Genomic DNA, 19,507 nt, shown 5'->3' with positions numbered 1-19,507 from the left:
GCGAGGCGGCGGCCCGCCGGGGACGGTGGCCGCCGCGAAGGGGTGGCGGGCCGCGGACGGCGACCGCTTCCGCGGTGGCGGCGGTCCGCGTTCGCGGGCGCCGCCACCACCGGCTGTGGCCCGGCGCGGCACCCCGATAGGGTCTTCCCATGCGCGATCTTGGGGTGGGTTTCGGATATCTGCTGCGCGGCCAGCGGTGGGTGGCCCGGCACGGGAAGAGTTTCGGGTTCGGGCTGCTGCCCGGACTCATCACGCTCGTTCTCTACGCGGCGGCGCTCGTCGCCCTCGGTGTCTACGGGGAGGACTTCGTCACCTGGGCGACGCCGTTCGCGGACGACTGGAGCAGCCCCTGGGGAGGCCTCTTCCGCGGCTTCCTCACCGCCGTCCTGTTCGCGCTGGCCCTCCTCCTCGCGGTCCTCACCTTCACCGCGGTCACCCTGCTGATAGGCCAGCCCTTCTACGAGAGCCTTTCGGAGAAGGTCGACCGCGACGTCTCCCCGGACGGCACGGCACCCGAGTCCGGACTGCCGCTCTGGCGCGAGCTGTGGATCTCCGCTCGCGACAGCCTCCGCATCCTTGTGCGGGCCCTCGTGTGGGCGGTCCTCCTCTTCGCGCTCGGCTTCGTCCCGTTCGTCGGCCAGACCGTCGTCCCGGTGCTCGGCTTCCTCGTCACGGGCTTCTTCCTCACCGAGGAACTCGTCGCCGTCGCCCTCCAGCGCCGCGACGTCGACCTGCGGGCGCGCCTCGCCCTGCTCCGCTCCCGCAAGACACTGGTCTGGGGCTTCGGCACCCCGCTGGGCCTCGCCTTCCTCGTCCCGTTCGTCGCGGTGTTCCTGATGCCGGGAGCGGTCGCGGGCGCCACCCTGATGGCCCGGGACCTGCTCGGCGAGGAGATCCGCGAGGGCGCCGCCGACGAGGACTCCGAGGAGACGTCCGAGGAGCAGAGCACCGCCCCTTGACCGGGAGAGTCGCGGTCGCCGTCACCGTCCCGCTCACCGCGGAGCCCGGCCGTCCCTGATCGGGCGGGAATCCTCGCCGCCGACTCCCGCGGCGGCCGGGAACCCCCACGCCACCCGCCCACGCCACCCGCGTCGGCGGCCGCCCCCGCACCGTCGCCCGTGCACCGCCCGGGCCGGGTGCCCGCCGCAAGGCCCTCGCCGGGCGGAGCCGAGTGCGCGATGTTGGGGACCGACGTTTTTCGACGAGGAGGTGCCGGCATGGCGGACGCTGCGGTGGAGACGGCGAACGGCCCCGGGAACGACGAGGCGGACGCGGCCCGGGAGGCCGTCGTCGAGGCGGCGCTCGGCCGGCTCGGCCTGGACGAGAAGGCCCGGCTGCTGTCCGGGCGGAACATGTGGACGCTGCCCGCACTCCCCGGGATCGGGCTCAGGTCCCTCGTCATGTCCGACGGCCCGATCGGGGTCCGCGGTGTCCGCTGGACCGCCGACGACCCCTCCGTCGCGCTCCCCTCGCCCACCGCGCTCGCCGCCTCCTGGGACCCGGAGCTGGCCCGCCGGGCCGGCGTGCTGCTCGCCCAGGAGGCGCGCCGCAAGGGCGTCCACGTCCTGCTCGCCCCCACCGTCAACCTCCACCGCTCACCGCTCGGCGGCCGCCACTTCGAGGCCTACAGCGAGGACCCGTTCCTGACCGGCGCGATCGGCAGCGGCTACGTCCGCGGCGTGCAGTCCGGCGGGGTCGCCACCACCGTCAAGCACTTCGTCGCCAACGACGCCGAGACCGACCGCTTCACGGTGAACAACCTCGTCTCCGAACGCGCCCTGCGCGAGCTGTACCTGGCACCCTTCGAGACCATCGTCGCCGGGGCCCGCCCCTGGGGCGTCATGACCGCCTACAACTCGGTCAACGGCACGACCATGAGCGAGCACCGCCGTCTCGTGAACGACGTCCTGCGCGGCGAGTGGGGTTTCGACGGGTTCAACGTCTCCGACTGGCGGGCCGCCCGCTCCACCCGGGCCGCGATCGAGGGCGGCCTCGACGTCGCCATGCCCGGCCCCCTCACCGTCTACGGAGAACCGCTCGCCGCCGCCGTGCGCGCGGGGGAGGTGACGCAGGCCACGGTCGACGCGGCCGTGCGCAACGTGCTCCGGCTCGCCGCCCGCGTCGGCATCCTGGAGGGCGCCGAACCCGTCGTGACCTCGCCGCCGGCGCCGGTGGACGGGGAGGCACTGGCCCGCGAGGTCGCCCGCCGCGGCTTCGTCCTCGTCCGCAACGAAGGCGCCCTGCCGCTCCCCGCGGGGCACCGGGTCGCCCTCATCGGCGCCGCGGCCCGCGACGCCCGCATCCTCGGCGGCGGCTCGGCCACCGTCTTCCCCGCCCGGACCGTATCGCCCCTCGACGGCCTCACCGCCGCCCTCGCCGAGGGCACGGTGACCTACTCCGTGGGCGCCGACCTCGCCGTCGAACTCCCCGTCGCCCACAAGGGGTTCGAGCTGGTCGCGGTGTGCCGTGACGCCGCGGGCGAGGTCATCGCCACCGCCTCCGCCCCCAACGGCCAGATCCAGTGGATGGGCGACGACCTGCCCGAGGGGGTCACCCACGCGAACCTCCACAGCGTCGAACTCACCGGCACCCTCACCCCGCGCGACAGCGGGGCGCACACCTTCGGCGTCAAGGGCCTCGGCGCGTTCACGCTCACCGTCGACGGCACGACGTACTTCGACGGCGTCCAGCGCGCCGACGACGACGGCCCGTTCGTGACGTTCTTCGGCGCCCCCGTTCCGCGCGGCCGGGCCGAACTCACCGCGGGCGAACCGGTGCAGGTCTCGCTCACCCATGTCGTCACGGTCCCCGAGGACGTCCCGACGAGGGTCGTCGGCTTCTCGCTCGCCCACCAGGAGCCCGTGCGCGACGCGGACGAGCTGATCGCCGAGGCGGTCGAGGCGGCCCGCGCCGCCGACACCGCCGTCGTCGTGGTCGCCACCACCGACCGCGTCGAGTCCGAGGGCTTCGACCGCGCGGACCTCCGGCTCCCCGGCCGCCAGGACGACCTGGTCCACGCCGTGGCCGCCGCCAACCCGAACACCGTCGTGGTCGTCAACTCCGGTTCCCCGGTGGAACTCCCGTGGCGCGACGAGGTCGCCGCCGTGCTCCTGAGCTGGTTCCCGGGCCAGGAGGGCGGCGCGGCCCTCGCCGACGTCCTCACCGGCGCCCACGAGCCGGGCGGCCGTCTCCCCACCACCTGGGGCTCCCTGGCCGACGCCCCGGTCACCCGGGTCCGCCCGGCCGACGGCGAACTCCCTTACACCGAGGACGTCTTCATCGGCTACCGCGCCTGGGAAAAGGAGGGCAGGACCCCCGCGTACCCGTTCGGCCACGGTCTCGGATACACGGAGTGGACGTACGAGTCGATCGAGGTCGAGGGCTCGACCGTCACCGTCCGGGTCCGCAACTCCGGGGAGCGGTCCGGCCGGGAGGTCGTGCAGGTCTACCTCGCCCCGGTGGAACCCGGCACCGACCGGCCCGCGCGGGCGCTCGCCGGCTTCGCCGGGATCGAGGCCGCGCCCGGCGAGAGCGCCGAGGCCGTCGTGGAACTCCCGCAGCGCGCTTTCGAGGTCTGGGACACCGAGGCGGACGCGTGGGCGTTCGTGAAGGGTTTGTACGAGGTTCAGGCAGGTCGTTCCCTTCTGGACCCTCGTCTGAGCACGATCATCGAGGCGTAATCTTCGCGCCCCCCTTCGGCCGGCCCCGGCCCGGAACCTGACATCCGGACCGGGGCTCGCCGTTTGCTCCGGCGGAGCCCTCCGGGACCGCGCCTCCGGGCCGCGCCTCGGGCCGGTCCCCCTAGGGCCGGTCTCCCTAGGGCCGTACGGAGAACCCGTAGACCGTCTGCGACCGGTACACCGCGCCCGGCCGCAGCACCGTGCCCGGGAAGTCCGGCCGGTTCGGGGAGTCGGGGAAGTGCTGGGTCTCCAGCGCGATGCCGTCGTTGGGCGCGAAGGGGTCGCCCAGGTGGTCCGCGGTGTAGAGCTGGAGGCCGGGTTCGGTGGTCGCGACCGTGAGCACCCGCCCGGACGCCGGCTCGTACAGCTCGGCGACCTCCACGGGACCGGCGGTGACCCCCTTGTCGAGCACGTAGTTGTGGTCGTAGCCCGCGCCGGTCTTGCGCGGCTCCCGGAAGTCGAAGCGGGTGCCCTCGACCGGGTCCAGCTCCCCGGTCGGGACGAGGTGCTCGTCCACCCGCGTCAACCGCGCGGCGTCGAGCCGGAGTTCGTGCCCGAGCGCGCTGCCGGAACCGGAGCCGGCGAGGTTCCAGTACGTGTGGTTCGTCAGGTTCACCACGGTCGGCGCGTCGGTCACCGCCTCGTAGGCGATCCGCAGCGCGCCCCGCTCGTCGAGCGTGTACGTCGCCGAGACCTCCAGACGGCCCGGGAAGCCCTCCTCGCCGTCCGGGCTGACCCGGGAGAGCCTGACCCCGTGTCCGACCGGCTCCGCGTCCCACACGCGCTTGTCGAAACCGCCGTCGCCGCCGTGCAGCGAGTTGGGCCCGTTGTTCGGCTCCAGGCGGTACGTCACCCCGTCCAGCGGGAAGGAGGCGCCCCCGATCCGGTTCGCGTACCGCCCGACCAGCGCGCCCAGATACGGCTCGGGATGGGCCGTGTACCCCTCCAGGGCGGAGAAGCCCAGGACCACGTCCACGGCCCGCCCGTCCCGGTCCGGCACCTCGGCCGACTGCACGATCCCGCCGTACGTGAGCACACGCACCCGGACCCCGGCGCGCTCCAGAGTCCAGCGGTGGACCGGGGTGCCGTCGGAAAGTGTGCCGAAAAGTTCACTCATGAGAGAAACCCTAGGTCACGGGTTCGCGTGCCGTGACGGTCCGGTAGGCGATCTCCGCGAGTCGCGCCTGGCCGTCCCTGCTCGGATGGAACCAGTCCCAGTGGCTCAACTGGCCGGTGCCGAAGCGGAAGTCGAAGACGGCGTTCCCGTCGAAGCGGCAGCGCCGGTCCTTGGCGCACACCTCGCGCAGCACCTGGTTGTACGCCTTCACCCGGTCCTGCACCTGCCCCCGCCGCAGGGTCGCCGCCGTGTTCAGCGAGTCCGCGTCCCCGAGCATCGAGGGGCAGATGCCCAGCTTCCACACCTGCTTGCCCAGCGCGCTGCCCCGCCCCTCGGACCAGAGCCGCTTCAGATCCGGCACGCTCGACACGTACACCTGCGTCTTGGGCAGGGTGTCGCGCAACGTGTCCATCGCGTCCTGGAACCCGGCGCGGAAGTCGGCGACCGACGTCATCGCCGACGCGGAGGACCGGCACGCGTCGTTGGCGCCCGCCATCACCGTCACCAGCTCCGGCCTGCGGGCCGCCGCCCGGGCCATCTGGGCGGGAAGGTCGGCCATCCGCGCGCCGGTCACCGCGTAGTTCCAGCTCCGCTCGGCCGCCCCGGCCGTACCGAGCAGCCGTACGGCGAGGGAGTCGACCTGAGGATCGCTGCCCGTCGCCCACGACACCTCGGGGCAGTCGGACAGCACACTGCACGCGTCGAAACCGCGCGTGATGGAGTCGCCGACCGCGGCCATGGAGTCCGGGCTGCGGTCCCAGACCGGCGTGGGCTTCGGCGAGGGCCGGGCCCCCGTCGTCCCGCCGGACGCCGAGGAGCCGCCACCGGCGGCGTCGCAGCCGGCCACCCCCAGGAGAGCCGCCGCCGCGGCGACGGCGAGGACGGCCCGCGAACGGTGGCTGCGATTCCGCATCCCCTGGTCTCCTCGTTCGTTGTACAGGGTTGGTCGGCACCCGCTCCGCGCGGTCGGTCGCACCACCTCGCACACGGTCGGTCGCGCCGCGATTCCGCGGTGTGGCCGGCTCCGCCCGGCAGGCGGGTCCGGAGCCCCGGCAGGGGAGTCCGGACACGTCCCGCCGGGTGAAACCTCGGAGGTTCACGGCGCTTGGACCGACGGTACGTCACACTCCTTGCGCCGCCGCAGGGTAGCCTCGCCACGTGGCCGCCCTGCCACTGCCGTTCCGCTAAGTTACAAGATGTCTCGCTCTGTCCGGAGGCCCCAGTGACGACACGTGGAGTTCTCTACGTGCACTCCGCGCCCCGCGCGTTGTGTCCGCATGTCGAGTGGGCGGTCGCGGGGGTGCTCGGCACACGCGTCAACCTCGACTGGATCCGGCAGCCCGCCGCTCCGGGCACCTGGAGATCCGAGTTCTCCTGGAAGGGCGAGGTCGGCACCGCCTCCAAGCTCGCCTCCGCGCTGCGCGGCTGGCACCTGCTGCGCTTCGAGGTCACCGCCGAACCGTGCCCCACCGCCGAGGGCGAGCGCTACAGCTGCACCCCCGAGCTCGGCATCTTCCACGCCGTCACCGGCATCCACGGCGACATCCTCATCCCCGAGGACCGGCTGCGCGCCGCGCTGCTGCGCTCCCAGCGTGGCGAGAGCGACCTGGAGGCCGACCTCGCCAAGCTCCTCGGCAAGCCCTGGGACGACGAACTGGAGCCCTTCCGCTACGCGGGCGAGGGCGCCCCGGTCCGCTGGCTGCACCAGGTGGTGTGACGCGACGGCGTGACGCCCCGTCAGGGGCGCGCCGACGTGACCGGACGGGAAACGGCGTGTGGCCCGTACCCCTGACCAGGGGTACGGGCCACACGCCGTACGGAAGAGGGAACCGGCGTCAGACCGAACGGAACGCCAGCACCACGTTGTGTCCGCCGAAGCCGAACGAGTCGTTCAGCGCGGCGATACGGCCCTCGACGGGCAGCTTGCGGGCCTCACCGCGGACGATGTCGGCGGCGGCCTCGGCCTCGGGGTCGAGGTTCTCCACGTTGATGGTCGGCGGCGCCAGACGGTGGTACAGGGCGAGCACGGCCGCGACCGACTCGATACCGCCCGCGCCACCGAGGAGGTGACCGGTCATCGACTTCGTCGCCGAGACCGCGAAGTGGTCGGCCTCGTCGCCGAACACCTTGCGCAGCGCCTTCAGCTCGGCCACGTCACCGGCCGGCGTCGAGGTGGCGTGCGCGTTCACGTGCACGATCTCGGCCGGGTCCAGGTCGGTGTTGTCGAGCAGGTTCTGCAGGGCGTGCGAGATGCCGCGGCCCTCCGGCTCCGGCTGCACGATGTCGTGCGCGTCGGCCGAGATGCCCTGGCCGACCGCCTCGGCGTACACCCGGGCGCCGCGCTTGGCGGCGTGCTCGGCGGACTCCAGGACGATCACGCCGGCGCCCTCGCCGAGGACGAAGCCATCACGGGCCGTGTCGTAGGGGCGCGAGGCACCCTCGGGGTCCTCGTTGTTCTTCGACATCGCCATCATGTTGCCGAACGCGGCGATGGGAAGCGGGTGGATGGCCGCCTCGGTGCCACCGGCGACGACGACGTCGGCGCGGCCCGTGCGGATCATCTCGATGGCGTAGCCGATGGCCTCGGCGCCGGAGGCGCAGGCGGAGACCGGGGTGTGCACACCGGCGCGGGCGCCCACGGCGAGACCCACGTTGGCGGACGGACCGTTCGGCATCAGCATCGGAACGGTGTGCGGGGAGACACGGCGTACGCCCTTCTCCTTCAGCACGTCGTACTGGTCGAGCAGGGTCGTCACACCGCCGATGCCGGAGGCGATGACCGTGCCCAGCCGGTCGGGGTCGACGCTCGGGTCCTCGCCCGCCTTGTCGGTGAAACCGGCGTCGGCCCAGGCCTCCTTGGCCGCGATCAGCGCGAACTGCGCCGAGCGGTCCAGTCGGCGGGCCTGCGGGCGGGGAATGACCTCGCTCGGCTCCACGGCGATCTGCGCCGCGATACGGACGGCCTGGTCGGCGGCCCACTCCTGCTCGAGAGGGCGGACGCCGGAGCGTCCGGCGATCAGGCCCTCCCAGGTAGAGGCTGCGTCGCCACCCAGCGGTGTGGTTGCGCCGATACCGGTGACGACCACGGTGCGATTGGTCGGGCTCACGGGAATTCTTTCTCCAACGGATACGAGGATTCAGCGGCGCCACCGCCGGGTGGCGGGGCATCAGCCCGGGGGAACCAGGGCGCGCGGCCCCGGCGGACCCGGACGGTCGGCCCAGGTGACCGGAAGATCAGGCCTGGTGCTTGAGGATGTAGTCGGTCGCGTCGCCGACGGTCTTGAGGTTCTTGACGTCGTCGTCCGGGATCTTGACGTCGAAGCGCTCTTCGGCGGCGACGACGACCTCGACCATGGACAGCGAGTCGACGTCCAGGTCGTCGGTGAAGGACTTGTCCAGCTGGACGTCCTCGGTGGGGATCCCGGCGATCTCGTTGACGATCTCGGCGAGACCTTCGACGATCTCTTCCTGAGTGGCGGCCATGTCAGGCGCTCCTTCGGTGTGTTTCCAGAGGGGTGGCGATTATCCGTACGGACCGGATGATCCGGTACGGAGTGCCTAGGGGAGGGTAACGACCGTCGCGGCGTACACGAGACCCGCCCCGAAGCCGATGACGAGCGCGGTGTCGCCGCTCTTCGCCTCACCGGTCGCCAGGAGCCGCTCCATCGCGAGCGGGATCGAGGCGGCCGAGGTGTTGCCGGTGGTGCGCACGTCACGCGCGACCGTGACGTGTCCCGGCAGTTTCAGCGTCTTCACCATCGAGTCGATGATCCGCTCGTTGGCCTGGTGGGGAATGAAGACATCCAGGTCGTCCGGGCTGATCCCGGCCGCGTCCAGCGCCTGCTGCGCGACCTTCGCCATCTCGAACACGGCCCAGCGGAACACCGCCTGGCCCTCCTGCGTGATGGCAGGGAACTTGATCTCGCCCTTGGAGTCGAGCGGGAGGTTGGAGACGTCGCCGACCTTGAAGCGGTCCCACGGCACGGTCTGCTTGATCGTGCCGGCCTTGTCGCCCTCGCTGCCCCACACGGTCGGGCCGATGTGCGGCTCCTGCGAGGGACCCACCACGACCGCGCCGGCGCCGTCGCCGAACAGGAAGGCCGTCGCGCGGTCCTCCAGGTCGGTCAGGTCGGACAGCCGCTCCACGCCGATGACGAGGACGTACTCCGCCGAACCCTCGACGATCATGCCCTTGGCGAGGGTCAGGCCGTAGCCGAAGCCCGCGCAGCCGGCCGAGATGTCGAAGGCCGCGGCCTTGTTCGTGCCGAGCTTGTCGGCGATCTCGGTGGCGATGGCCGGGGTCTGCGCGAAGTGCGACACGGTGGAGACCACCACGGCGCCGATCTGCTCGGCGGTGATCCCGGCGTCGGCGATGGCCTTGCCGGACGCCTCGATCGACATCGCGGCCACGGTCTCCTCGTCGGAGGCCCAGTGCCGGGTCTCGATGCCGGAGCGCGAACGGATCCATTCGTCGGACGAGTCGATCGTCTCCAGGATCACCTCGTTGGGCACCACCCGGACGGGGCGGTAGCCGCCGACGCCGAGGATGCGCGCGAACGGAGCGCCCTTGGGTGCCTTGATCTTCGTCATGCTCTCGGGCTCCTCAGGCGGCGCCGTGCTCGGCGATGAGTTCGCGAGCCGCGTCCAGGTCGTCGGGGGTCTTCAGGGCCAGCGTCGTGACACCGGGCAGCGCGCGCTTGGCCAGACCGGTCAGCGTGCCGCCGGGGCACACCTCGATCAGTGCCGTCGCGCCGAGCTCCTGGAAGGTCTCCATGCACAGGTCCCAGCGGACCGGGTTGGCGACCTGGCCGACCAGACGGGAGACGACCTCGGCACCGGAGGCGACGGCCTGGCCGTCACGGTTCGAGACGTACGTGAACCGTGGGTCCGCGGGCGTCAGCTCCTCGGCGGCCTTCGCCAGCGCGTCCACCGCGGTGGCCATGTGGTGCGTGTGGAACGCGCCCGCCACCTTCAGCGGCACGACCCGCCGGACACCCTCGGGCTTGTCCGCCTCCAGGGCGGCGAGCTGCTCCAGCGTGCCGGCGGCCACGATCTGGCCGGCGCCGTTCACGTTCGCCGGGGTCAGCCCGAGCCTCTCCAGGTGCGCGACCGTCGTGTCGGGGTCACCGCCGAGCAGCGCCGACATACCGGTCTGCGTGATGGCGGCGGCGTCGGCCATCGCGAGGCCGCGCTTGCGCACGAGGTCCAGCGCGACGGTGTCGTCGAGCACTCCCGCGAACGCGGCAGCGGTGATCTCGCCGACGCTGTGGCCGGCGACGGCACCGGGGGTCACGTCACCGAGAGCCGCGGCGGACAGCAGACCGGCGGCGACCAGGAGCGGCTGCGCGACGGCCGTGTCACGGATCGCGTCCGCGTCGGCCTGGGTGCCGTAGTGGGCAAGGTCCAGCCCGATGGCGTCCGACCACGCGGCGAGGCGTTCGGCGGCGCCGGGGAGGTCGAGCCAAGGAGTCAGGAAGCCGGGCGTCTGAGCGCCCTGGCCGGGAGCGACGAGTACGAGCACTCTCACACTCTCTCTTGTGGACGGCCACGGCCGCCCGTGGGGACAGGGACGAAGAACACGAGGGGGAATTGTAGGGGCCCGACAAAAGCCTAGGTTTGTGGATCTCCATCGGCCAGACGCCCCAGGATCAGCGCGATCCGCAGCGTGAACGCCGATCGAACATCGGAGGGCGACCAGCCGGTGACGTCAGTCACACGTCGAAGCCGGTAGCGCACGGTGTTGGGATGGACGAACAGCATCCGGGCGGCGCCTTCGAGGCTGCTCGCCTGTTCCAGATAGACGCTGAGCGTCTCCAGGAGCGCGGAGCCCGCCTCCTCCAGCGGTCTGTAGATCTCCTCCACCAACTGCTCGCGGGCCGCCGGGTCTCCCGCGATCGCTCGCTCCGGCAGCAGATCGTCCGCCAGAACCGGGCGCGGGGCGTCCTGCCAGGCGAAACACGCTTTCAGCCCGGCCGCCGCGGCCTGTGCCGACCGGGTCGCGGCCAGCAGATCGGGCACGATCGGGCCCGCGACGACCGATCCGGCCGCGTACGGGCCGATGAGCGACTTGGCGACGGCGAGCGGGTTGTCGCTGCCGCCCGCGATGACGACCAGCCGGTCGCCGAGCACCCCCGTCAGCACCTGCAGCTTGGCGTGCCGGGCCGCCCGCCGGATCGCCTCGACCGTCAGCTCGCTGTCACCGTCGGGTGCCGTGCCCAGCACCACGCAGACATGGTCGGGCGAGTTCCACCCGAGCGCGGCGGCCCGGGAGACGGCGCCCTCGTCGGCCTCGCCGGAGAGCACCGCGTTCACGACGAGCGATTCGAGCCGGGCGTCCCAGGCACCCCGTGCCTCCGCCGCCTGCGCGTACACCTGGGCGGTGGCGAAGGCGATCTCGCGCGCGTACACGAGGAGCGCCTCACGCAGCACGGACTCGTCGCCGGGCGCCGCCACCTCGTCGATGGCCGATTCCATGACCTCGATTGTCGTCCGCACCATCTCCACCGTCTGGCGCAGCGTGATGGCCCTGGTCAGCTCGCGTGGCGCGGTGCCGAAGACGTCGGTGGAGATGGCCTGCGGGGCGTCCGGGTGCCGGAACCACTCCGTGAAGGCCGCGATACCGGCCTGGGCGACCAGCCCGATCCACGACCGGTTCTCCGGTGGCATGGCCCGGTACCAGGGCAGTGTCTCGTCCATCCGCGTGATGGCCTGGGCGGCGAGACTGCCCGCCGACTTCTCCAGCCGCTTGAGGGTCGCGGTGTGCGAGTCGACGTCGTGCGCTGGGCGCTCGGTGTTGCTGGCTTCGGGTTCGGGCACGGGACAAGACTGCCTTATCCGGACGCGGCCGTGCGGCGGCGGGTCGCAAGTAAGCGAGGAGCCGCAGCGGTGCCGGAGCTACCGTGGTGGGGTGATGGACGTCCGCCGCGCCGACGAGCGCTACCGCGGAGGGGACCCGGCGGCCGGGATCTCCTCGCTCCACGCCTTTTCCTTCGGCCCGCACTACGACCCCGACAATCTCCGCTTCGGCGCGGTCATCGCCTGCAACGAGGAGCGGCTCGCCCCCGGCGCGGGTTTCGACGAGCACCCGCACAGCCACACGGAGATCGTCACCTGGGTGGTGGAGGGCGAACTGACCCACCGCGACTCGGCGGGCAACGAGTCGGTGCTGCGGCACGGCGACGTCCAGCGGCTGAGCTCGGCGGGCGGGGTCCGTCACGTCGAGCGCAACGACGGCGAACTGCCGCTGGTCTTCGTCCAGATGTGGCTGGCCCCGCTGGAACCGGGCGGCGACCCCGCCTACGAGACCGTCCGCGGCATCGCCGACTCCACCCCGTACGCCGTCCCCGAGGCGGGCGCCATGCTCCATGTGCGCCGGCTGACGGCGGGCGAGCGCACGGCCGTCCCCGACGCGTCCTGTGTCTACGTCCACGTCGTGCGCGGCGAGGTGCGGCTGGACGGCGTGGAACTGGCGGAGGGGGACGCGGCCCGGATCACGGACGCGAAGGACCTGGAACTGGTCGCGGGAGCCCCGGCGGAACTGCTGGTGTGGGAGATGGCGGTCGTCTGACGCCGGGAGGCGTGAGGCGGCGGTCCCCGGCCGGCCCCGCCGTGCCCCGGCCGCCGCAGGACCGCGTCAGGAGGCGAGGTCGGCCAGCACCGCGTCCGTGAACGGCGTCCACGCCTCGATGGCCCAGGTGCCGAAGTTCCGGTCGGTCAGTGCGACACAGGCGGCGCCCGCGGCCGGGTCGACCCACAGGAACGTACCGGCCTGCCCGAAGTGGCCGAAGGTGCGCGGCGAGGACGCATTCCCCGTCCAGTGCGGCGACTTGGAGTCGCGGATCTCGAAGCCGAGCCCCCAGTCGTTGGGGTTCTGGTGGCCGTAGCCCGGAAGGACGCCCTTGGTACCGGGGTACTGGACGGTCATCGCCTCCGCGACCGTGCGCGGGTCGAGCAGTCGCGGCGCCTGGAGCTCGGCGGCGAAGCGGACGAGATCGTCCACCGTCGAGACGCCGTCCTTCGCGGGTGACCCGTCCACCGTCGTCGCCGTCATGCCGAGCGGTTCGAGGACCGCCTGGCGCAGATACTCCGCGAAGGGCATGTCCGCCGCCTTGGCGATGTGGTCCCCGAGCACCTCGAAGCCGGCGTTGGAGTACAGCCGCCGCTCCCCGGGCGTGAACATCGCCCGGTGCTCGTCGAAGGCCAGACCCGAGGTGTGCGCGAGCAGATGGCGGACCGTCGAACCGGCCGGACCGGCGGGTTCGTCGAGCTCGATCGCCCCCTCCTCGTACGCGACGAGCGCGGCGTACGCGGCGAGCGGCTTGGTGACGGAGGCCAGCGCGAACCGGTGCCCGCCCGGCCCGTGCGCCCCGGCCACGCTGCCGTCCGCCCGGACGACCGCCGCCGCGGCGGTGGGAACGGGCCAGCCGGAGATCAGCGCCAAACTCTGCAAGGACATGCCCACGAGCCTAAGCCGCTCACAGACTCAGCCGCATCGAGGGGTCGGGCTTGCGGACGAATCCGAGCGCCGTGTAGAGCGGCTCGGCCTCGGCGGACGCGTTGAGGTCGACCTGGGCGACACCCCGCTCACGGAACCAGTCGAGAAGCGTCTCCATGCAGGCACGGGCGTAACCGCGGTACCGGGCGTCCGGGTCGGTGGCCACGCTGAAGACGTACCCGACCGCGCCGTGCGGATTGTCCGCCCGTCCGATCCGGTACTCGACCGACCCCGCGACGAGTGCCGCGAGAGCCCCCGGCCGCTCCGGGTGGTCGATCACGAACGCGGCGAAGGCTCCCTCGGCGTCGGCGAGCCTCGCGCGTACGGTGGGCAGCGACTCCGCGTGCCACGCACTGGACGAACCGGAGCCCGAGCCGAAGACCGCGTCGATCATCACCTGGCGCAGGCGCAGCACCTCGGAGGCGTCCTCGGGCGTGGCACGGCGTACGAGACTCATGATCCGCACGGTAACCGTCGTCTCCCGGCCACGTCCTCGTGTTTTCGGCCGGTTCGGGTTGCCTGGAGTGCACTCCAAGGTTTTAGCGTGGAGGACATGACGGTGATGGAGACCACAGCCGAGGCCACAGGGGCCGACACCTGCGCCGCGCCCTCCGAGCGGGAGCTGCGACGCCCGGACGGCCGGGACAACTACACGATCAGCGAGGTCGTCGCCTTCACCGGCCTCAGCGCGCACACCCTGCGCTGGTACGAACGCATCGGGCTGATGCCGCACATCGACCGCTCGCACACCGGCCAGCGCCGCTACAGCAACCGCGACCTGGACTGGCTCGGCCTCGTCGGCAAGCTCCGGCTCACCGGCATGCCCGTCGCCGACATGGTCCGCTACGCGGAGATGGTGCGCGCCGGCGACCACACGTACATGGAGCGCTACGAACTCCTGGAGGCGACCCGCCGGGACGTCCGGGCCCGGATCGCCGAACTCCAGGACACCCTGGCCGTGCTCGACCGGAAGATCGGCTTCTACGGGGACGCGAGCCGCGCCCTGGCGTCCGAGCGCAGCTGACCACCGAAGCGCCCGGGACACCGGACGGCCCTCGGGACACCGGACGGCCCGTTCCCGCACGGACACGGCCGGCACCCAGGAGGTGCCGGCCCTAGAGCTGGGCGAGCAGTTCCGCCTTCTTCACGGAGAACTCCTCGTCCGTGACGAGTCCCGCCTCGTGCAGTTCCCCGAGGTGCCGGATCCGGTCGGCGATGTCGGCCGGGTCCCGGTGCGCGGCAGGGACCGCGTCCACGGGCGTCGGACTCGCGGAGCGCGTGGCGGCGAGCACGGCCGCCGCGAACGGCAGCGACTCGTGGACGGGCCCGTACCCGAGCCCGAAGACGACCGCCGCCGGGTCCTGGTCCGCCTGCGCGGGATGCGCCGGGGCGGGCTCCCGCCGCAGCAGCCGCAGATGCCCCTCGAACACCTCGGGGGAGCGCCACTCGACCCCGCACAGCGAGGAGACCGGGAAGGTCTGGTCGCCGGCCTTCCACTTCGCCGAGGACGCGCCCGTCCAGAACCACCGGAAGGACACCGTCCTGCCGTCGAAGGTGGCCTTCCCGTCGTACGCCTTGAAGGTCAGCGGCCCCTCGGGCGGCTTCACGAGGAAACGCTCGGCGGGCTCCTCGTCCTTGGTGAGCTGTGCGCGCAGTTCGTCCGCGTAGTACTCGGCCAGTGTCTCGCGGTCGGCCGGCAGCACCAGCCGATAGGGGTCGCACCCCTCCTTGAGCTGTCCCGCCGCCGCTTCCATCAGCGGATCGGCGCCGGGCCGCGGCACCGCACGCAGAACGACCGTGCCTCGCTTCCCGGGCGTCAGCGTCACCGCCGCGATCGCCTCCAGGGGGACACGGCGTTCGCCGAGCGCCTGGAAGAGCTTCGGTGTACGGATCCCCCGTTCGAAGCGGATGAGCACGGAGTCGGACTCGAACTCCCAGGCGGCATGAAATCCGGCCAGTACGTCACCCATGCGGGCCATCGTATGCGGCACGCAAGCCTCCGTCGCCTCTCTGGGCGGACCGCAGTTTTTCGTCCTCTACGCGCGTCAGGCCGACGCACCGGCGGACAAACCCGTCCGGCAGGCGTCATCATCACGCGCGCAGCTGACGGCACGGTACGCGCCGATCCCGATCTCCGCGAAGTTGCGGAGACTCTCCGTGCCCGGCTCGAAGTAGCCGGCGTGACCCTTCGCGCCCTCGGCCGACAGCACCCGGGCCCCGAACCCCTTCGAGACCGGGTCCGCGCCGTGCCCGAGGCCCCCGACCTCCATGTGCGGCACGTCCTGGATCCAGTCGTCCGCGTCGCGCATCGCCCACACCCGGGCGGTGGTGCGCAGGTTCGCCGCCTTCGACGCCCGCATGCCGGGGCTGCCCGCCACCGCTATGTCGGAGACCCGGGCGGGCAGCGACGAGGCGGCCACCCCGCACAGGACCGAGCCGTAGCTGTGGCAGTACAGCGCCACTTCGGAGCTGCCCGGCAGTGCCCCCAGCAGCGCGTTCAGCCGCACCGCGCCGTTCTCGGCCCGCATCGCGGTGGCCGAGTCGATGCCGAGTCCGCTGGGCGTCGTGTAGTCGGCCCACGCGATCACGGCCGTACGCGTGCCCGGGTCCGCCTCGCGCTCCGCCCGGTAGAGCGCACTCGCCATGCCGACCGGCGCCGAGTACTGCTTGTACGTGCGCTGGAAGCTGAGCAGGTCGGTGTCGACACCGGGGACCACGACCGAGACGCGGTCGGCCCTGTCGAGGTCGCCGAAGACCTCGGCGACCCGGCCGGAGCCGTTGGGGTCGAAGGCGAGGATCTTGCGGTCCTTGCGCAGCAGCGCTTCGTAGCGGTGCATGCGGCGGCCCGCGTCGTACTGGCCGAGCGAGGACAGCCGGCTGTCGTGCATGCGCCCGCGCTCGACCGTGCGCTGGTGCTTCAGCGCGAGACGGTTCGCCGTGTAACGCAGGGTCACCGGCGCCCCGTTCATGTTGCCGACCGCGAGCGGGTAGCGGTGGGCGAGCTCCGAACGCTGGTGCGCGTCGAGCGTGGTGAAGAAGTGCGCCAGCAGCGCCGGAGCCGAGTCCGTGTCGGGCAGCTCGCGTCCGGTGATGCTGCCGCGCTCCCACGCGGAGCGGGACGCCTGGAGCGGGGAGGGTGCCCGGTGGCTGTGGAGCGCGGTCCAGCCACTGGTGGCCAGCATCACGAACACCACGGCCAGCGCGAGCAGTGCGCGCCAGACGTTGAGTTGGGGGGTGGTGTCGAAGGAAGTCACTGAGAGGACACCCTAGGAGAAGTGAAGAGCCTCCCGTTAAACGAGTGACTGGGATCACGTTTCTGATGGGGTGATTCGGGCAAACCGGGTTCAGTTTGAGTTAAATGGTGACACTCTGTGCATGTGTTTCTGCCATGTGTGTGCGATATGTGACGCTCTGTGTGGGGGCGTTGTGATGGCCCCGGGGGCTTTCACTGAACGTCCCGCGCGGGCGTCGTCGGTACAACGAGTGCGGGTCCGCGCAAGGTTCCGTACGCGGGCCTACGTCAGGTGACGTATGCGCGGAGTCGTCGGATCGCGCCGGTGAGCCCTGGCCGGTTCCGGTGGCCCGGTGTCATGGGGCGGCGGCGTTCCGTCACCGCGGCGCGGTGCCCCACTTCTCCGCCAACGCGGGCCCCACATGGTCGAGATAGGCCGCCGTCAGCTCACGGATCGCCTCGACGCTGGTGTCCTCCCCGGCCCCCCACATCCGGCCCGTCACCCGCATCACCCCGCCGAACACCGCGACCGCGATGCGCGGGCGCGGGTCGGTGTCCACGTCGAGGCCCTCACGCTCGGCGATGAGCCGCGCGATCTCCTCCTCGATCTCCTCCGAGCGGCGCAGGTGCGCGGCGAGCAGCGCGGGAGTCGATTCGATCAATCGGTAGGTGCGCATGTGCAGTTCGATGGGCACCACCTCCTCGATCGCCTCGCCGATGGTGTCCCAGCTCTCCAGCACGGCGCGGCGCAGCGCCTCCAACGGGGCCTCGTGGGAGGGCCGTTCGCGCACCGCGGCGATGAAGTGCGACTCCGTGAGCCGCTGGAGGAACAGGGCGGCGTCCTCCTTGCCCGCGAAGTAGCGGAAGAAGGTGCGCTGGGAGACGTCGACGGCCTCGGCGATCTCGTCGACCGTGGTCCGCTCGTAGCCCTGGGTGGTGAACAGTTCGAGGGCGGCTCGCAGCAGCGCGTCCCGGGTGCGCTGCTTCTTGCGCTCCCGCAGGCCGGGCCGCGACACCACCGATTCCGTCCCGGCCGCCGGTCCGGTGCGCTCCGTCGACCCGGCCACCGGTTCGGTGCGCGCCGCCGTCGCGGCCGCCGGTTCCGCCCGTGCCGTCGTGCCCGGCGTGTTCGCCGCCCCGGCCGTGTCCGCCGTGTCCGCCGTGTCCGCCGTCTCCGTCATGGTGTCGCGTTCTCTCCCAACCGAACTGTTCGCCCAGTTCAGCCTATCTGTGAGTGACGTGACAGTTACCGACTTGTGAATCGGTTTGTCAATTGTCAGCGGCTGTCACTAGCCTCGCGAAATGACTAGTCAGACCACCATCGACAAGACGGGCCCGGAGGACAAGACTCCGGTCCCGCCGTTGGACCAGGCTCCGTCCACGGGCCTGCGCGGCCATCCGTGGTTCACCCTCATCACCGTGGCCGTCGGGGTCATGATGGTGGCCCTGGACGGCACCATCGTGGCCATCGCCAACCCGGCCATCGCCAAGGACCTCGGCGCGACCTTCGCCGACGTCCAGTGGATCACCAACGCCTACTTCCTCGCCCTCGCGGTCTCCCTCATCACCGCGGGCAAGCTCGGCGACCGCTTCGGCCACCGGCAGACCTTCCTGATCGGCGTGACCGGCTTCGCCGCCGCGTCCGGAGCGATCGGCCTGTCGCACAGCATCGCCTTCGTGGTCACCTTCCGCGTCTTCCAGGGTCTGTTCGGCGCGCTGCTCATGCCTGCCGCGCTCGGCCTGCTCCGGGCGACCTTCCCGGCCGAGAAGCTGAACATGGCCATCGGTATCTGGGGCATGGTCATCGGCGCCTCCACCGCGGGCGGCCCGATCCTCGGCGGTCTGCTCGTCCAGCACGTGAGCTGGCAGTCGGTGTTCTTCATCAACGTGCCCGTCGGCGCCGTCGCGCTGGTCCTCGGTGTGCTGATCCTGCGGGACCACCGCGCCGAGAACGCCCCGCGCTCCTTCGACCTGCTCGGCATCGCGCTGCTCTCCGGCGCCATGTTCTGCCTGGTCTGGGCGCTCATCAAGGCCCCGGCCTGGGGCTGGGGCGACCTCAAGACCTGGTCCTTCCTCGGCGCCTCGGTCCTCGGCTTCGTGGCCTTCGCCCTCTGGGAGAAGCGCGTCAAGGAGCCGCTGATCCCGCTCGCCCTCTTCCGCTCCGTGCCGCTGTCCGCGGGTGTGGTGCTGATGGTGCTCATGGCCATCGCGTTCATGGGCGGACTGTTCTTCGTGACGTTCTACCTGCAGAACGTGCACGGCATGAGCCCGGTCGACGCGGGCCTGCACCTGCTGCCGCTCACCGGCATGATGATCGTCGGCTCCCCGCTCGCGGGTCTGGCCATCACCAAGCTCGGCCCGCGCATCCCGCTCGCGAGCGGCATGGCGGCCACCGCGATCGCCATGTACGGCATGTCGACGCTGGAGGCCGACACCTCCAGCGGCCTCATGTCCATCTGGTTCGCCCTGCTCGGCTTCGGCCTCGCGCCGGTCATGGTCGGCGCGACCGAGGTCATCGTCGGCAACGCCCCGATGGAGCTCTCCGGCGTCGCGGGCGGTCTCCAGCAGGCCGCCATGCAGATCGGCGGCAGCCTCGGTACGGCCGTGCTCGGTGCCGTGATGGCGTCGAAGGTCGACAACGACCTCGCGGGCAACTGGGCCGAGGCCGGCCTGCCCAAGCTCACCGACGCGCAGCAGGCCCTGGCCTCGCAGGCCGTGCAGCAGGGTGGCGCGCCGGTGCCCAAGGGCACGCCGGAGGCCATCGCCGGCAAGATCGCGGCGGTCGCGCACGACACGTTCATCTCCGGCATGAGCCTCGCGTGCCTCGTCGCTGCGGGTGTCGCCGTCGTGGCCGTCTTCGTCGCCCTGCTCACCAAGCGCGGCCAGAACGCCGAGGCCGGCGCGGGCGTCGGTCACATCTGACGGACCCCGCCGCCGACGGACCTCTCCGTCGACAGACCCGTCCGGACCCGGGCGGGTCTGTG

Annotated in this window: 18 protein-coding genes and 2 pseudogenes; 8 read left to right on the top strand and 12 right to left on the bottom strand. The window is 71.9% G+C overall.

Translation table 11 applies throughout. The annotated features are described in order from the left end of the window. The first annotated feature begins 149 nt into the window (after positions 1-149). From ACFYYF_RS26785 to ACFYYF_RS26770, 4 genes and pseudogenes are all read left to right on the top strand, one after another. The gene (locus ACFYYF_RS26785) at positions 150-959 is read left to right on the top strand and encodes an EI24 domain-containing protein (protein WP_388780017.1); all 810 of its coding nucleotides are present in this window, start codon (positions 150-152) and stop codon (positions 957-959) included. 219 nt (positions 960-1,178) lie between these two features. Further along, a pseudogene (locus tag ACFYYF_RS26780) lies at positions 1,179-2,099 on the top strand (glycoside hydrolase family 3 protein); the annotation flags it as partial. Continuing rightward, positions 2,091-3,335: pseudogene (locus ACFYYF_RS26775) on the top strand (glycoside hydrolase family 3 C-terminal domain-containing protein); the annotation flags it as partial. The pseudogenes ACFYYF_RS26780 and ACFYYF_RS26775, both read left to right, overlap by 9 nt. Before the next feature lie 102 nt (positions 3,336-3,437). Further along, complete coding sequence (locus ACFYYF_RS26770) at positions 3,438-3,680, top strand: fibronectin type III-like domain-contianing protein (RefSeq protein WP_388780342.1); 243 nt, start codon at positions 3,438-3,440, stop codon at positions 3,678-3,680. A 136-nt stretch (positions 3,681-3,816) separates the two neighbouring features. On the opposite strand, the gene ACFYYF_RS26765 is transcribed toward ACFYYF_RS26770, so the two are convergent. Then, complete coding sequence (locus ACFYYF_RS26765; RefSeq protein WP_361677777.1) at positions 3,817-4,797, bottom strand: aldose epimerase family protein; 981 nt, start codon at positions 4,795-4,797, stop codon at positions 3,817-3,819. Between the two features lie 10 nt (positions 4,798-4,807). Next, entirely contained in the window at positions 4,808-5,710 is a 903-nt protein-coding gene (locus ACFYYF_RS26760; protein WP_388780014.1) for an SGNH/GDSL hydrolase family protein, read from the bottom strand. Between the two features lie 309 nt (positions 5,711-6,019). Here ACFYYF_RS26760 and ACFYYF_RS26755 point away from each other — a divergent pair, with 309 nt between their 5' ends. Continuing rightward, complete coding sequence (locus ACFYYF_RS26755) at positions 6,020-6,514, top strand: DUF3145 domain-containing protein (RefSeq protein WP_261702513.1); 495 nt, start codon at positions 6,020-6,022, stop codon at positions 6,512-6,514. A gap of 118 nt (positions 6,515-6,632) precedes the next feature. Here the strand turns inward: ACFYYF_RS26755 and fabF are convergent, their stop codons facing one another. The 5 genes from fabF to ACFYYF_RS26730 form a co-directional block, all read right to left on the bottom strand. Next, the gene (gene fabF / locus ACFYYF_RS26750; RefSeq protein ID WP_361677784.1) at positions 6,633-7,904 is read right to left on the bottom strand and encodes a beta-ketoacyl-ACP synthase II; all 1,272 of its coding nucleotides are present in this window, start codon (positions 7,902-7,904) and stop codon (positions 6,633-6,635) included. A 127-nt stretch (positions 7,905-8,031) separates the two neighbouring features. Then, positions 8,032-8,280: an acyl carrier protein gene (locus ACFYYF_RS26745; RefSeq protein ID WP_028800941.1), complete on the bottom strand. Its 249-nt coding sequence runs from the start codon at positions 8,278-8,280 to the stop codon at positions 8,032-8,034. 75 nt (positions 8,281-8,355) lie between these two features. After that, positions 8,356-9,387 carry a ketoacyl-ACP synthase III gene (locus ACFYYF_RS26740; protein WP_361677787.1) on the bottom strand — a complete coding sequence of 344 codons (1,032 nt, stop codon included), beginning with the start codon at positions 9,385-9,387 and terminating at the stop codon, positions 8,356-8,358. A gap of 13 nt (positions 9,388-9,400) precedes the next feature. Then, entirely contained in the window at positions 9,401-10,318 is a 918-nt protein-coding gene (locus ACFYYF_RS26735) for an ACP S-malonyltransferase (protein ID WP_388780011.1), read from the bottom strand. An 89-nt stretch (positions 10,319-10,407) separates the two neighbouring features. Further along, positions 10,408-11,613 carry a helix-turn-helix domain-containing protein gene (locus ACFYYF_RS26730; RefSeq protein WP_361677793.1) on the bottom strand — a complete coding sequence of 402 codons (1,206 nt, stop codon included), beginning with the start codon at positions 11,611-11,613 and terminating at the stop codon, positions 10,408-10,410. Between the two features lie 94 nt (positions 11,614-11,707). On the opposite strand from ACFYYF_RS26730, the gene ACFYYF_RS26725 reads away from it, so the two are divergent. Then, the gene (locus ACFYYF_RS26725) at positions 11,708-12,364 is read left to right on the top strand and encodes a pirin family protein (protein ID WP_361678248.1); all 657 of its coding nucleotides are present in this window, start codon (positions 11,708-11,710) and stop codon (positions 12,362-12,364) included. A gap of 66 nt (positions 12,365-12,430) precedes the next feature. On the opposite strand, the gene ACFYYF_RS26720 is transcribed toward ACFYYF_RS26725, so the two are convergent. Together ACFYYF_RS26720 and ACFYYF_RS26715 are read right to left on the bottom strand one after the other, a co-directional pair. After that, on the bottom strand, positions 12,431-13,252 hold the full coding sequence (locus tag ACFYYF_RS26720) for a serine hydrolase domain-containing protein (protein ID WP_388780008.1): 822 nt from the start codon (positions 13,250-13,252) through the stop codon (positions 12,431-12,433). A gap of 19 nt (positions 13,253-13,271) precedes the next feature. After that, positions 13,272-13,748, bottom strand: coding sequence for a GNAT family N-acetyltransferase (locus tag ACFYYF_RS26715; RefSeq protein ID WP_388780006.1), 477 nt, complete (start codon positions 13,746-13,748; stop codon positions 13,272-13,274). 96 nt (positions 13,749-13,844) lie between these two features. Here ACFYYF_RS26715 and ACFYYF_RS26710 point away from each other — a divergent pair, with 96 nt between their 5' ends. Continuing rightward, positions 13,845-14,315 carry a MerR family transcriptional regulator gene (locus tag ACFYYF_RS26710; protein WP_361678251.1) on the top strand — a complete coding sequence of 157 codons (471 nt, stop codon included), beginning with the start codon at positions 13,845-13,847 and terminating at the stop codon, positions 14,313-14,315. Positions 14,316-14,406: 91 nt separating this feature from the next. On the opposite strand, the gene ACFYYF_RS26705 is transcribed toward ACFYYF_RS26710, so the two are convergent. From ACFYYF_RS26705 to ACFYYF_RS26695, 3 genes are all read right to left on the bottom strand, one after another. Next, a complete protein-coding gene (locus ACFYYF_RS26705) occupies positions 14,407-15,270 on the bottom strand; it encodes a DUF4429 domain-containing protein (RefSeq protein WP_361678254.1) in 864 nt (287 codons plus the stop codon). 66 nt (positions 15,271-15,336) lie between these two features. Next, entirely contained in the window at positions 15,337-16,545 is a 1,209-nt protein-coding gene (locus tag ACFYYF_RS26700) for an alpha/beta hydrolase (protein WP_388780004.1), read from the bottom strand. A gap of 355 nt (positions 16,546-16,900) precedes the next feature. Beyond that, positions 16,901-17,542 (bottom strand): TetR family transcriptional regulator, encoded by a 642-nt coding sequence (locus ACFYYF_RS26695; RefSeq protein ID WP_388780339.1) that lies wholly within the window; start codon positions 17,540-17,542, stop codon positions 16,901-16,903. A 283-nt stretch (positions 17,543-17,825) separates the two neighbouring features. On the opposite strand from ACFYYF_RS26695, the gene ACFYYF_RS26690 reads away from it, so the two are divergent. After that, positions 17,826-19,445 carry an MFS transporter gene (locus ACFYYF_RS26690; protein ID WP_388780002.1) on the top strand — a complete coding sequence of 540 codons (1,620 nt, stop codon included), beginning with the start codon at positions 17,826-17,828 and terminating at the stop codon, positions 19,443-19,445. The last annotated feature ends 62 nt before the right edge of the window (positions 19,446-19,507 follow it).

The organism is Streptomyces sp. NPDC001914 (assembly GCF_042891215.1).
Lineage (GTDB): Bacteria > Actinomycetota > Actinomycetes > Streptomycetales > Streptomycetaceae > Streptomyces.
The sequence above is the reverse complement of the archived record's forward strand: the minus strand, read 5'-3'. Positions and strand labels throughout refer to the sequence as shown.

Excerpts from the sequence above, each read along its gene's own strand:
- ACFYYF_RS26785 (WP_388780017.1), top strand. The coding sequence starts at position 150 with ATGCGCGATCTTGGGGTGGGTTTCGGATATCTGCTGCGCGGCCAGCGG.
- ACFYYF_RS26765 (WP_361677777.1), bottom strand. The coding sequence starts at position 4,797 with ATGAGTGAACTTTTCGGCACACTTTCCGACGGCACCCCGGTCCACCGC.
- ACFYYF_RS26760 (WP_388780014.1), bottom strand. The coding sequence starts at position 5,710 with ATGCGGAATCGCAGCCACCGTTCGCGGGCCGTCCTCGCCGTCGCCGCG.
- ACFYYF_RS26745 (WP_028800941.1), bottom strand. The coding sequence starts at position 8,280 with ATGGCCGCCACTCAGGAAGAGATCGTCGAAGGTCTCGCCGAGATCGTC.
- ACFYYF_RS26740 (WP_361677787.1), bottom strand. The coding sequence starts at position 9,387 with ATGACGAAGATCAAGGCACCCAAGGGCGCTCCGTTCGCGCGCATCCTC.
- ACFYYF_RS26725 (WP_361678248.1), top strand. The coding sequence starts at position 11,708 with ATGGACGTCCGCCGCGCCGACGAGCGCTACCGCGGAGGGGACCCGGCG.
- ACFYYF_RS26720 (WP_388780008.1), bottom strand. The coding sequence starts at position 13,252 with ATGTCCTTGCAGAGTTTGGCGCTGATCTCCGGCTGGCCCGTTCCCACC.
- ACFYYF_RS26715 (WP_388780006.1), bottom strand. The coding sequence starts at position 13,748 with ATGAGTCTCGTACGCCGTGCCACGCCCGAGGACGCCTCCGAGGTGCTG.
- ACFYYF_RS26710 (WP_361678251.1), top strand. The coding sequence starts at position 13,845 with ATGACGGTGATGGAGACCACAGCCGAGGCCACAGGGGCCGACACCTGC.
- ACFYYF_RS26705 (WP_361678254.1), bottom strand. The coding sequence starts at position 15,270 with ATGGCCCGCATGGGTGACGTACTGGCCGGATTTCATGCCGCCTGGGAG.
- ACFYYF_RS26690 (WP_388780002.1), top strand. The coding sequence starts at position 17,826 with ATGACTAGTCAGACCACCATCGACAAGACGGGCCCGGAGGACAAGACT.